Raw genomic sequence first — 13,780 nt, 5'->3', positions numbered from 1 at the left:
ATCAGATCATTTATTGGTGATATAGTTCAGTTGTATGGCCGCCTCGTTCAGGTTTCTTACCGCGTCGGCATATGCAGTACGGATATTGATTGCCTGGGTGGTAACCTGTACCCATTCCAGGTAGTTTATAGTACCCGCGGCCAGTTGTTTGTTAGCCGTCAGGCTAATCAGGTCTGCATTTTTTAGATACCTTGACTCAAACGCAGATACATTGTTTAAAGCTGTTTGATAGCGTTCCCGCGCCACGGCAAATTCTGTTTTAATATTCTGCATCCCGGCCTGGTAGGTATCTGCCGCAATCTGGCGGTTAACCCGTGCGCCGTTTATCCGTGCCCGCTGGCCGCCCGAAAAAACAGGGATGCCTACGCCCAATAAAACCGAGTTGAAACGGTAAGCTGTATTATAGTACCTGTCGTCGGCACCAATCCCTTTAATGCTGCTATTGGCATAACCGATAGACAGATCAGGCAGCAGCCGGCTTTTTTCCAGTTTCCATGCCGCATTTGCCGCTTCCTGCTGCCGGGCCAGTACCTGTAATGTAGGGTGTTGAGCCAGTTCGGGGCTGTCAAGCGCAGTTATTGGCAGAACGGTTATCTTTAACCGGCTGTCTTCAGGGCGAAAGTTTTCCCCGGTATTAAGCAATAGCTGAAATTGCAGCTGCAATATCGCCATATCCTGCCTCAGCTGATTTTGCTGCAGCTCAAGCTGTGCTACCAATGCTTCTGCACTGCTTTTTTCCAGTATGTTACTTTCGCCTTTGTTCAGGCGTAATTGCGCGCGGTTATAAAAGGCCCGGTATAAACTGTCTGTATAATTTAACAATCGCTGTTTTTGGTTCAGGAACATAAGCCCCGCGTAAACCTGCCCCACCTGCCTTTTTAATTCGGCTTCTTTTACAGCCGTATTTAATACCGCTGTACTCCATTCCAGGCGCAATAATTCTTTTTGGCGTGCGTAAACGGTAGGAAAACTAAAGGATTGATTAATGGAAAGCCGCGTGTCTGTATAAACGCTGTTGATCTGCCCGATATCGGCTGATACGTTAGTTTGCGGCAATGTTGCTCCGCTCCTGATCAGCAACTGCTGATATTTGGCCTTCAATTGCTCGTTCTTTAACTGGCGGTTGTTTTTGAGCGCGGTGTCTGTGGCGGCTTTTAAACTGATGGGTGTTTGCGCGGCAGCAGGTTTGCTCATGCAAGTCATAACCACAGCTATAACCAGTGCAGTGCCAGTAACTTTTCCGGCCTTTACCCTGGTGTTTTTTTCGAAGATGAGATAGAGTACGGGCAGCACAAACAGTGTTAAGAAGGTTGCTATCAGTAAGCCGCCGATCACTACCGTAGCCAGTGGCCGCTGCACTTCGGCGCCCGCTCCATTGCTTACGGCCATCGGCAAAAATCCGAGCGAGGCCACAAAGGCGGTCATCATCACCGGTCGAAGCCTTACTTTGGTACCCATCAAAACAATGCGTTTCAGATCAGTAAGCCCTGACTGCCTGAGCTGATTAAACTCGGCTATCAATACAATACCGTTAAGTACCGCTACGCCAAATAACGCGATAAAGCCAACACCTGCGCTGATACTGAACGGCATTCCGCGCAGGGCGAGGAACAAAATACCGCCTATGGCAGATAGCGGGATAGCAGAATAGATAAGCAGCCCCTGTTTAACCGAATTGAACGCGAAGTACAATAATATGAAAATAAGCAGTAACGATACCGGCACGGCTATCATGAGCCGCTGCCTGGCCGCGTTAAGATTTTCAAAAGCGCCGCCATAGGTGATATAATAACCCGCCGGTAGCTTCAACTCGCGGTCGGCCCTGGCCTGCAGTTCTTGCACAATGCTTTGCACATCGCGCCCGCGCACGTTAAAACCTACTACAATGCGCCTCTTTGCATCCTCACGCTGAATCTGGTTTGGCCCGTTCTGTATCTCCACATCAGCCAGCTGGTAAAGCGGCACCTGCATGCCGCCGGGCGTGGCTATAAGCAGGTTTTGTATATCTTTCAGATCTTTCTTTTGTTCGCCGCTTACACGTACCACCACGTCAAAACGTTTCTCGCCCTCGAACATCATACCGGCGCTTTGCCCGGCCAGCGCGGTGTTAACCGTTTTGTTGATATCGTCGATGTTCAACCCGTACTGGGCGATGGCGTTACGCTTATAGTTTACCAAAATTTGCGGTACCCCGCCAACAGCTTCTACGTAAAGGTTTTTCGCGCCGTTTACAGTGCTGATGATCCTGCCTAAACGGTTGGCGTAACGGGCCAGGGTATCCATATCTTCACCAAATATTTTGCAAACCACATCCTGGCGTGCCCCGGTCATCAGCTCGTTGAAACGCATTTGTACCGGAAATTGAAATCCGGCGGTAACCCCGGGAACGGCCTCGAGGGCGGCCCCCATTTTTTGCGACAGCTCGTTAAAAGTTTTGGCGGAGGTCCATTCTGCCTTGGGCTTCAGGATTACCATCATGTCGCTGGCGTCCATAGGCATAGGGTCGGTGGGTACTTCGCCGCTGCCTATCTTGGTAACTACTTTTTCTACTTCGGGAAATTGCGTTTTTAGCAGGTGAGCCGCTTTTTGCGTATTGGCAATAGTGGTATTAAGGCTGCTGCCGGTTAATACCCTGGTATCTACGGCAAAATCTCCCTCCTCCAGCGCCGGAATAAACTCGCCGCCCAGGGTGGTCAATACCAGCACCGCCACCATAAACAGGACTACTACCCCCGCAACTACCATTTTAGGAAACCCTAATACTTTTTCAAGCGCGTGCTGGTATACATGTTCTATCCTGGCCATAACCCGGTCAGACAGGTTAGGAGTGTGTTTAACCTTTTTGCTTAAAAACACCGCGCTCATCATGGGTATATAGGTAAGCGAAAGTAAAAAAGCGCCGAGCAGGGCGAAGGCCACAGTTTGGGCCATTGGTCTGAACATTTTGCCTTCGATGCCCTGCAAGGTAAAAATAGGCAAATAAACCACCAAAATAATTACCTGGCCAAAAACCGCGCTGTTCATCATTTTACCGGCCGATTCTTTTACCTCGGCATCCATTTGCGGTTGCTCCAGCCTGCTGATGTTGGTAAAATGCTTGCTGTGACTAAGCTTGTGCATAACGGCCTCTACAATAATCACCGCGCCATCCACGATCAAACCAAAATCAAGCGCCCCAAGGCTCATCAGGTTGCCGCTTACGCCGAATAAGTTCATCATAATAACGGCAAAAAGCATAGCCAGCGGTATAACAGAGGCTACCAGTAAGCCCGCGCGCAGGTTACCCAGAAACAACACCAGCACAAAGATCACAATCAGGGCGCCTTCCATCAGGTTATGCTCTACGGTACCAATGGCGTTGTTCACCATTTTAGTGCGATCCAGAAACGGCTCAATGATAACGCCGTCGGGCAAGGTTTTCTGCACCAGTGCAACACGCTCCTTTACATTTTTAATCACCTCGCTGCTGTTGGCGCCTTTCAGCATCATTACTACGGCGCCGGCAACTTCGCCCTGGTCGTTATAGCACATGGCGCCATAGCGGGTGGCATACCCCGTGCGTACTTCGGCAACGTCGCGGATAAATAAAGGCTGCCCGTTGCCAAGGGTTTTGATCATGGTGTTCCTGATATCGTCAACAGATTTGAAAAGCCCCTGCGTACGTATATACAGCACGGTTGGCCCCTTTTCAATGTAGGCCCCGCCGGTGTTTTTGTTATTGCGCTCTACGGCATTAAATACATCGTTAATGGTCAGGTCATGGGCTTGCAGGCTGGCAGGACTTACTTCAATGCTATACTGCTTAAGCTTGCCGCCAAAGCTGCTTACCTCGGCCACGCCTTTTACACCCAGCAATTGGCGGCGTACAATCCAGTCCTGTATGGTACGAAGCTGCATGGCGTCGTATTTGTTTTCGTAACCGGGTTTGGGGCGCACTACATACTGGTAAATTTCGCCCAGGCCGGTACTTACGGGACCCAGTTCGGGCAGGCCTACACCCGCCGGTATTTCAGCCTGCACTTTTTGCAAACGTTCGGCTACCTGCTGCCTGGCCCAGTAAATATCTGTGCCATCATCAAAAACGATGGTAACAAGCGAAAGGCCAAAGCGCGAAAAGCTCCGGATCTCTTTCATTCCGGGTATATTGGTGTTGGCCTGTTCAATAGGATAGGTGACCAGGCGCTCGATATCGGTGGCGCCGAATGAAGGCGCGAGGGTAATTACCTGTACCTGGTTATTGGTAATATCGGGCACGGCATCTATGGGTAACCGGCTTAGCTGAAAAATGCCATAGCCGATAAGCGCTATGAGAAAAAGGCCCACAATAAGCTTATTTCTCACAGAAAATTCGATGATTCTGTTAAGCATAATTAGAAAAATTTAAATGAGATAAACAGCCTGTAAAAATTCACAGGCATCCGTGAGCAAGACCGATGTCTTGTTCAATCAAATAAATAAGTGGCTTAACAAATTTTTGGGGGTTGCCAAACACCGGAATGGTAGCCGCTGTCTGCAAAGCAGTCCTGGTAGCTATTGTTCACTTCCCGGCAAACCTCCACAGGCTTAATTGCCCTGGTGAATAGTAATGGCAGCAAAAAAATGGTAGGTTGGCCCGACTGGCACTTATCAGGCGTTTTAAAAGGCAACTTCATATCCTCGTCATAATCATTGTCTTTAGGGCTGCCATGCATGTAATGAAGATCCAGGAATGCGATGAAAGAAAGATGATTATTCAGGCGGTGGTGTTTGGCAAAATGGGTAAAAACATAGGGAATCCTCAGCAACTGATGCGCTTCAGTTGAAGAAAATACAAAGATGGTGAGGAGCAGTATGGTTATGACCCTTTTCACTGCTGTAAAGCTAAAAAATATCTTTAATAATTGGAAAAGCGAAAGCGGGCTTAATACTTTTACCTCGGCTACCTTGAATTACTCAAAGGATAATTATTTCTTTGCTGTGCAATCGGTAGATGCGGATGGGCATGAGAGTTTGCCGGTGTTTCCGAAACCGGTGAAATAACACAGGCGGCTACATCGTAATAGCGTATAATGATTATCCGCTATTAATTAAACCTATACCAATGTTATCGAATAACGCTATTTGGAAAATTGGGAAATCAATAAAATATCACTAATCGTGATAGCCAAAATCAACACAATCGCCCGTGATTCGCGTTAAAAACACGAAGCCACGTTAAGCACTCATTACAAATGAACTATAATATATCATTAATATACTCATCCATCTTTAACGGGACAGAGGTTTTGGTTCTTTGCCTCGTAATTCTTAACGCATTTAAAATACATCCGATTAATATTAACAAACAAACCCTGATTTGTGCGATAAACTATCTCCTGATGTTCGGTTCTTTACTTTTTACTGTAAGCTTACTAAGTGAACTATTCATGGCCTATTACACCCAAAACGAATATGCACAGTTCTCGTTCAGCAATAGATTGGCTGGCCCGTTTTGGTTTGACATTTGGCTAATTGGAGTTTTAAGCTTTATGATACTGCCACAAATACTATGGATAAAAAGACTCCGAAAATCGTTCACCGCTTCAATTATAATTGTTGGGATATGGCTGGCTTTATATTTTGTCAAACAAGCGTTAATAGCTTTTCAAGCTTGGCATACCGAATTTAAATCATCTTATTCTGAGTATATAATCCGGGCAATAATTTATTCTGTCTTATTACTTACAAGTTATTTTATCGTACAACGAAAAACCAATCGTTCGTATATCTCGAAAGCCTAACTATAATTTTTAACCTTGCGCCCGTTGCAACGAGCGCTTAACCCGGGCTGGCAATTGTATCGCCCATGGTTCGCGTTAAAAACGCGCACCTATATTAAGCACTCATTATAAATGAGCGCAAAAAAAACCTAACGGCTAATCTCCAACCTCCAATCACTAAACCAGCTATTTCACACTCCGCCGCTGCACAATAAAATACCCGGCTACAAAAACAACTACTCCTACGGCCATACTTACAAACACATCTTTGGTAAAAATGTCAATCTGTAATTGTTTGGCGTGGTCGCTGTCGCCCCGGTGCATCATAGTTTTTATAGCCTGCATAGGGTGCGAATACGGGAACAGGTAAGCATACTCCCAACCCTTCGAGGCCAGGATCACCCCGGCTATCGTACACACAAAACCAATGCCCATCGGCTTTAAAAAATCGGCCCAAAGCAGGCTTAGTAAAAACTGGATAGAGAGGATGCCCAGTGATGATAAAAAAAGTTTGAAATAGATTTCGGCCAGTTCCTTTTCCATGTGGAAGTCATCAAACCGCAGTTCGGGCTTTACCACGCTGAGCAGGTTACCGAAGCCGATAGTGAACAGCACAAACAAGGCCAGGCAGGTAAACACCAAAAACACGGCGTAAAAATATTTGGCCGCATAAACACACCATCGCTGTATGGGCAGAGTGAACAGAGTTTTCCAGGTATCGGCCCGGTGCTCGATACTGTTTACCGAGTAAGCTATAAATATGATATACATGGGCAGCACCAACGAACCCATCACGGCCAAAATAGCACCGGCAAACTGTAACCAAAGCACCATAGGCGGATACGATACCAGCTTTTCGCTTTTGCTGTAAAAGCCAACAAACAGTAAAACACATATCAGCAATGGCAGCATAATAGATGCCCAAAAGCCCAGCGTTTTACGGCTTTTATAAAATTCTGACCGGAACGATAGTATAAATCCCTTCATGGTTTAGGCGTTTTGGGTGATATCTAAAAATAGTTTTTCAAGATCCTTCTGCTGTTTGCCGATGCTGTAAACGGCCAAACCGTTTTTATTAAGCAGGGCGTTAATTTCGCCCATTTGCTGTTTGGAGATGTAGGGTACAAATAAATCATGGTCGGTTACCTGGGCAAGTTGGTAATTATGGCGGGTAAGCAGGTTGGCTGCGTCTACCGTGTTTTCGGTCTCAATGCGTACCAACGGCTTGCTGATGGCCTGCAGATCGGCTATACTGCCCTGAAAAAGCATGGCGCCACCGTTAATAATGCCTACGTGGGTGGCCATGCGTTCAATTTCAGATAACAGGTGGCTGGAAATAAAAACGGTTTTACCATGTTCGGCAACCAGTTTTTTCAACAACTCCCTGATCTCGATAATGCCGTTGGGGTCGAGGCCATTGGTAGGCTCGTCTAAAATCAGCAATTTCGGGTCGGCCAGCATGGCTAAGGCTATACCGAGGCGTTGCTTCATACCTAACGAATACTGACCTGCTTTTTTATCAGCCGCGCTGCTCAGGTGCACCAGCGCCAGCATATCATCAACACGCTGCGCGGGTACGCCCAGCAACAATGCCCTGTTCAATAAATTCTCTTTGCCTGTAAGGTGCTGGTATATGGCGGGTTGCTCAATTAGCGAGCCTATTTGCGATAAGATACTGATGCGCTGGCTTTTAATATCCTGCCCAAAAACAAAAATGTCGCCGGCATCGGGCTTTAACAGGTTTAACAGAAGTTTGATAGTAGTGGTTTTCCCGGCCCCGTTTGGGCCAAGAAAACCATAAATGCTTCCTTCGGGTACCTGTAGCTCCAGCGATTTAACTACCTGCTGTTTGCCAAAGGTAAAGGAAAGCCCCTGGGTATTGATTACCATATGTTATTGCTTTTTGCTACCGAGCAAACGTTTTTAACCAACACAAAACCTTTGTGAAACAACGAGGTAGCATGCACTGCTGTACGGCCAATTTCGGCCGACTCGTGTTTTTGCTCAAACTGGTAGCTTACACCTAAAATAAGGGCAAACATTACCGGGATCAATAACATGATAAAAGGGTTTGAGTTTTTGATAAGCGTTTTCATTGTGAGTGATTTTATACAACAAAGGAACATCGAAAAAATATCCTGCTAAAATCATTTAGACCAACACACGTTGTTTATAGATGAACGCTTTTCTGCAACTTTTAACCGGTTCATCGATGATAAACGCCAGTTCATCGAAAAAATGGGGCGCTATATATAAATACAAAGCTGTTATCATTGTTAAAATACTAAATTAGTTGCCATAGCCTGTAAATAAAAAGGCATTAATAACAGTTAAATGGAGGCCATAAAACCATTACAAACGCGCAACCCCGGCATAAAAACAGCCTGGATCATATTCTGGCACCTGTTTTTCTGGATGGGCATGATATCTTTTTTTGTTTTTTTGGCGAGGACCAACGACGAGCAGCTTACAACCCGCGAGCTTGTTATTATTTTCCTGCTGTATCCGCTTATCAACATCAGCCTTTTTTATCTCAACTACCTGGTATTTATACCTAATTTCCTAAACAGGAAAAAGTATTTGCAGTATGCCGGTATAGTTGCACTAAGCATTGTTTGCTATGGCTTGTTTAAGTACGGGATAGGCTTGCTTTTTAAAGATGTGGTGCTGGTGCGACAAAAGGGGCACGTAATTCCTTTTTCAACTTATTTTTACAGCAGTATTTTCACCAGCCTCATCTTTGTGTTTTTAAGTACCGCGCTTAAATTCAGCTCCGACTGGTTTTTGAATGAACGCATTCAGCGCGACCTGGAAAACCAGCGCCTCAGCGCCGAACTGGCTTTTCTTAAATCGCAGATCAACCCTCATTTTTTATTCAACTCACTTAACAGTATTTATTCGCTGGCCTATCAGCGGTCGGAAACTACGCCCGAAGCTATTTTAAAGCTTTCAGAAATAATGCGGTATATGCTGTACGAGTGTAACGATGCCAAAGTTGACCTGGACAAAGAGCTGCAATACCTGCAAAACTATATCGACCTGCAAAAGATCCGTTTCGGGGCCAAGGCTTTTATCGATTTTAAGGTGGAGGGCAACATCACCAACCAAAAAATCGAGCCGCTTTTACTCATCGCGTTTATTGAAAACGCCTTTAAGCACGGCGTAGCCAATGATATTACCTCGCCTATTAAATTATTGATCAACGTGGCCGATGGTAAGCTGCATTTTTACATCCAAAATAAAAAGCATACCCTTAACCGCGACGCGGCAGGCGGTATAGGTTTAATTAATGTGCAGCGGCGCTTAAACCTGCTTTATCCTGACAGGTACAGTTTAAATATCAGGGATGAAGAAAACACCTACACCTGCGAATTATCCATAACTTTATAAGGTAACATCGCACTAAAAAAATCTGTTTAAACCATTATTACATTATTTTTACGCTATGATAAGATGTTTGGTAGTTGACGATGAGCCTCTGGCGCTGCATATTCTGGAAGATTATATATCCAAAATGCCTTTTTTAAAACTGGTTAAAGCTACAACAAACCCTATCGAAGCGCTAACCATGGTACAGGCCGCCGAAGCCGACCTGGTATTCCTGGATGTGCAAATGCCCGAGCTTACAGGCATCCAGTTCCTGAAAATTGCTAATGGCAAGGCCAAAGTAATTTTAACCACCGCTTACCCTCAATACGCCCTGGAAGGCTATGAGCTTGATGTGGTGGATTACCTGCTCAAACCTATCGCGTTCGACAGGTTTTTTAAATCGGTACAAAAAGCGCAATCCCTTATTCAGCCTGTAGCTGCAAAACCGGTGGTACAGGCCGAACCAATACAGCAGGATGATTTTTCGACAGATTTTATTTTTGTTAAAACCGAGCATAAAATACAAAAAGTTTACCTGCACGATATCATGTTTATTGAAGGGTTGAAGGACTACATTTCCATATTCACCTCAACCGAACGCATTATTACCCTGCAGGGCATGAAAAAAATGGAAGATGCCCTGCCTGAAAAACATTTTGTGCGCGTACATAAATCATACATTGTTGCCCTTAATAAAATAGATAGTATTGAACGCAGCCGTATACAGATCGGTGATAAGATCATCCCGGTTGGCGACACCTACCGCGATGAATTTTTCCGGATGATTGAAAATAAAAACATATAGAAAGCTTTAGGGAACGAACGTGTGAGGCGTAAGAAACTTTAAACCCCGTACATGGGGATAAGAATTTTACATCCGTTAAAAAATAGCTTTACAACTTACCTATTTAAAGAATATATTTCATAAAACTATATTTTTTGTATTTTACGCTCGTTCATCCTATAAAGAAAAATATGAGTTACCAGGTAGACCTGACGAATTGCGACAGAGAGCCCATCCACATTCCCGGAAAAATTCAATCGCACGGTTTTCTGATCGCGGTTAACAGCAAAACCTACAATATCTCCTACGTAAGTGAAAACGTTGATGCCTTTACGGGCTTCACGGCAATTAACCTGCTGGGTAAAAACATTACAGAATTTGAACAACTGCTTAAAATATCGGGCGATGTAGCCTCATTGCAGCAGTTGCTTAACCTTGCCAAAGCAACAAAAACTTCTGATACCATTAACCCGCTTACTATAGATGTTAAAGGCTTGGGCTATAACCTCATTATCAGCCATTCCTTAAACGATTTGGTTTTGGAGTTTGAGTCTGCCGAATCAGATCTGGGCTATGATATCCAGAAAACTATAGGCCGGTCGGTATCTGAAATACTAAGCGGCAAAAACCTGGATACCCTGCTGCAAAACGCGGCCCTGGAAATTAAAAAGATCATCAACTACGATAGGGTAATGATCTATAAATTTAATGATGACGGGCATGGCGAAGTAATTGCCGAAGTTAAAAATGATCATCTCGAACCTTTTTTAGGTTTACACTACCCGGCATCGGATATCCCGAAGCAGGCCCGCGAACTTTACAAGATCAACCTTACCCGTATTATTGCCGATGTTAATTCTGAAAGTTCGGCTGTTGTTACTTTCGAAGAAGATGCGGCGCCGCTTGATCTTACCCACTCCTGCCTGAGGGCGGTATCGCCCATCCATATACAGTATTTAAAAAACATGGGGGTCGAGTCGAGTTTCAGTATCTCGCTTATAGCCCATGGCGAACTTTGGGGGCTTGTGGCCTGCCACAACTACTCGCCAAGGTTTATTGATTACAAGGCCCGCGATGCCTCCAAACTCATCGGTCAGATCCTTTCATCAGCGTTAGAGTACCGCCAGGATGAAGAGGATAATACTAAACTGCTTGAACTTACCGAGGCAGCCGACACCATTTCAGGTTATCTTAAAAAAGATCCGGATTTTACCTATGCCCTGATTGGCAACAATGTAACCCTTAAGGATGTAACTACCGCTACAGGCGTAGCTTTGATATATAACGGCGAAATTGATGTTGTAGGTCAAACCCCAACAAAAGAACAGATAGCCGAAATTGCAGAGTGGCTTAAAACCAACATGACGGATACGGTTTACAGCACGCATCGTTTTCCTACTATTTTCACGGCGGCGCAGCAGTATAGCGATGTTGCGGGGGGTATTTTAGCCTGCTGGCTTTCTAAAGAGCTTGGCGAAATGATTATCTGGTTTAAACCCGAACAGGTAACCTCCATTAAATGGGCCGGCAACCCCGAGAAACCGGTTGAAGAAACTAAAGACGGGCTTTTGCAGTTATCGCCGCGCAAATCATTTGAAAGCTGGACCCAGATCGTAAAATTCACCTCAGAAAAATGGAAAAACGACGAGATTACAGCGGTTTTGAAGGTGCGCGAGGATATTATTTATGCCATCAACCGTAAAGCGAACGAGATCAGGATCCTGAACGAGCGCCTGCAATTGGCTTATGACGAGCTTGATACTTTCAGTTATACCATCTCGCATGATCTGCGTACCCCGCTTTCGTCCATCAAAAACTATTCGGAATTGCTGTTATCAAGCAACAACAGCCTTGATGAACCGGCTAAAAAAATGTTGGACAGGATCATTAAAGGAACTGATAAAATGCACATGCTGATTAAGGAGATTCTACATTACTCGCGCGTTGGCCGTGCCGATTTGGAGATGTCGCCTATCAACATGGGGCTGTTATTAAGGGAAATTAAGCGTGAAGTACTATCAGCGCTTAAACCGGGAAACATTGAATTTACCATTGGCGAAACGCCATCCATTATTGGCGACAGCGTAATGATTACGCAGGTTTTTACCAATCTCATTAATAACGCGGTTAAATATTCATCAAAATCCATCCCCCAAAAAGTGGCGGTACATGGCGAAATGCAAAATAACGAGGTTATTTATTCGGTATCAGATAACGGTGTGGGTATCGATATCAATTATTATAACCGGGTGTTTGAATTGTTTAAGCGTATGGATAACGCGATGGAATTTGAAGGCAGCGGTGTAGGTTTGGCAATTGTAAAACGTATTGTTGAAAAACACAACGCGCGCATCTGGTTTGAAAGCAAATTAGGAATTGGTACAGTTTTTTATATATCTTTTAAAACAAGTTAATTGTGAGCATACCTGACATATTATATATTGAAGATGACGAGGATTTTGCATTTATAATGCAGCATGCCGTAAAAGAAGTAAAGGAAGGCCTCACGGTTGAAATTATAGACAACGGGAAAGACGCGCTTAATCAGTTAAAACAACTTGCCGACGCGCGTGTTAAGCCTAAGTTAATATTGCTTGATTTGAATCTGCCCGGTTTATCGGGTCTGGATCTTGTTAAGCGCATAAGGGAAATAACATTTTTAAAGTACGTGCCAGTGGTTTTCTTTTCAACATCTGACAATCCCAAAGATGTGAAAGCATCGCTTGAATTAGGTGCGAATGCCTATTTAACCAAACCTGCGGGCTATTTAAACCTGGTAAGCTGTGTAGAATCCCTTTACAATTTTTGGTTCACTAAAAATCTTACGGTCAATTAAAACACAAAAAAAAATATTGGTTATTGAGGACGATCCCGATATCGCGTACATTATGGAAATTGCCCTGGGCGATAAGTACCAGGTGGAAGTAAAAAGCAATGGTCATGATGTGATTGAAGATATTAAAAGTTTCGGTCCGGACCTGATTATGCTGGATAACTATATAGGCCAGTTACAGGCGCATGAAATTATAAGGGAGATCCATTTGGTTGATGACCACAGAAGTATACCTTTCGTACTGTTTTCAGGCCACGAAAATATTACGCAGATAGCCAGGAACATTAACGCAACCGCTTATTTAGCAAAACCTTTCGCCCTCGAAGATCTTTATAAATGTGTTGACAGCATATTAGCGGCTTAAATGATTACATGTTATGCTTCATGAAAAAATAAAACACGCCACCGACGGTCTGCATAACCAGTTAGAGCAAAACATGTTTGTGGGGCAGATCATGGATGGTTCGCTTACATTTGAACAATACCAAACTATACTGCTTTCAAACTATGGCCTGCACCTGGTTGTGGAAGGATTTTTATTTGGTGCATTGAGCAGCGAATTGCAACAAAAGCTTGATATAATCAATCGTATTAAACTGCCTGCCTTGTTAAAAGACCTTGAGGAAATTAATATGAGTATGAGCTCAGATCTCGAGGGACCGCCTCCAAACTACATTGACCTGAGCAGCGACGCGGCTATATTAGGCGCCATGTACGTTTTAGAAGGTGCAACGCTTGGGGGTAACGTAATAGTGAAACGGTTAAAAACCAATGAACACCTTATACCCCGCAATCTGAACTACCATTACTACCAGGTTTATGGCGATCAGCTTGGCGCCAAATGGAAACAATTTTTAGAAGTGCTTAATGAGCTTCCGGAAGCTGAGCACCAAACCGCTATTGATAGCGCGGTGAGATTATTTGAGCGGATGACAACCAGCAGGGCCGCGGTCAAATCGGCTAAGGTTACGTTGGTGCCGCCACCGCCGGTTGGGTTTTAGAAGCATTTGTATTTTTTTTAGCCGTAGGCGAAGAAGGACTACAATAATAAAGGCG

11 protein-coding genes are annotated in these 13,780 nt (G+C 44.6%); 6 read left to right on the top strand and 5 right to left on the bottom strand.

Annotation, left to right across the window (positions count from 1 at the left end; genetic code table 11):
- Nucleotides 1–6 precede the first annotated feature (6 nt).
- The 5 genes from LX99_RS17125 to LX99_RS17095 all read right to left on the bottom strand — a co-directional run bounded on the left by LX99_RS17125 (nt 7) and on the right by LX99_RS17095 (nt 7,834).
- Nucleotides 7–4,368 (bottom strand): CusA/CzcA family heavy metal efflux RND transporter, encoded by a 4,362-nt coding sequence (locus LX99_RS17125; protein WP_109608982.1) that lies wholly within the window; start codon nt 4,366–4,368, stop codon nt 7–9.
- Between the two features lie 95 nt (nt 4,369–4,463).
- Nucleotides 4,464–4,850, bottom strand: a complete 387-nt coding sequence (locus tag LX99_RS17120; protein ID WP_109608981.1) for a hypothetical protein — start codon at nt 4,848–4,850, stop codon at nt 4,464–4,466.
- 1,074 nt (nt 4,851–5,924) lie between these two features.
- On the bottom strand, nt 5,925–6,725 hold the full coding sequence (locus LX99_RS17105; RefSeq protein WP_109608978.1) for an ABC transporter permease: 801 nt from the start codon (nt 6,723–6,725) through the stop codon (nt 5,925–5,927).
- A 3-nt stretch (nt 6,726–6,728) separates the two neighbouring features.
- Entirely contained in the window at nt 6,729–7,628 is a 900-nt protein-coding gene (locus tag LX99_RS17100) for an ABC transporter ATP-binding protein (protein WP_109608977.1), read from the bottom strand.
- Nucleotides 7,622–7,834: a hypothetical protein gene (locus LX99_RS17095; RefSeq protein ID WP_109608976.1), complete on the bottom strand. Its 213-nt coding sequence runs from the start codon at nt 7,832–7,834 to the stop codon at nt 7,622–7,624. The genes LX99_RS17100 and LX99_RS17095 overlap by 7 nt, the downstream gene beginning before the upstream one ends.
- A gap of 238 nt (nt 7,835–8,072) precedes the next feature.
- Here LX99_RS17095 and LX99_RS17090 point away from each other — a divergent pair, with 238 nt between their 5' ends.
- The 6 genes from LX99_RS17090 (at nt 8,073) to LX99_RS17065 (ending at nt 13,725) form a co-directional block, all read left to right on the top strand.
- Nucleotides 8,073–9,128, top strand: a complete 1,056-nt coding sequence (locus LX99_RS17090) for a sensor histidine kinase (protein ID WP_109608975.1) — start codon at nt 8,073–8,075, stop codon at nt 9,126–9,128.
- Nucleotides 9,129–9,183: 55 nt separating this feature from the next.
- Complete coding sequence (locus tag LX99_RS17085; RefSeq protein ID WP_109608974.1) at nt 9,184–9,912, top strand: LytR/AlgR family response regulator transcription factor; 729 nt, start codon at nt 9,184–9,186, stop codon at nt 9,910–9,912.
- Nucleotides 9,913–10,082: 170 nt separating this feature from the next.
- Nucleotides 10,083–12,305: an ATP-binding protein gene (locus tag LX99_RS17080; protein ID WP_109608973.1), complete on the top strand. Its 2,223-nt coding sequence runs from the start codon at nt 10,083–10,085 to the stop codon at nt 12,303–12,305.
- Nucleotides 12,306–12,307: 2 nt separating this feature from the next.
- A complete protein-coding gene (locus tag LX99_RS17075; RefSeq protein WP_109608972.1) occupies nt 12,308–12,727 on the top strand; it encodes a response regulator in 420 nt (139 codons plus the stop codon).
- A 16-nt stretch (nt 12,728–12,743) separates the two neighbouring features.
- Nucleotides 12,744–13,088: a response regulator gene (locus LX99_RS17070; RefSeq protein ID WP_022831635.1), complete on the top strand. Its 345-nt coding sequence runs from the start codon at nt 12,744–12,746 to the stop codon at nt 13,086–13,088.
- 13 nt (nt 13,089–13,101) lie between these two features.
- A complete protein-coding gene (locus tag LX99_RS17065; protein WP_109608971.1) occupies nt 13,102–13,725 on the top strand; it encodes a biliverdin-producing heme oxygenase in 624 nt (207 codons plus the stop codon).
- Nucleotides 13,726–13,780 lie beyond the last annotated feature (55 nt).

Source organism: Mucilaginibacter oryzae, assembly GCF_003148845.1.
GTDB lineage: Bacteria > Bacteroidota > Bacteroidia > Sphingobacteriales > Sphingobacteriaceae > Mucilaginibacter > Mucilaginibacter oryzae.
Note: the sequence above shows the minus strand (reverse complement) of the source record. Positions and strands in the feature narration are given on the sequence as shown.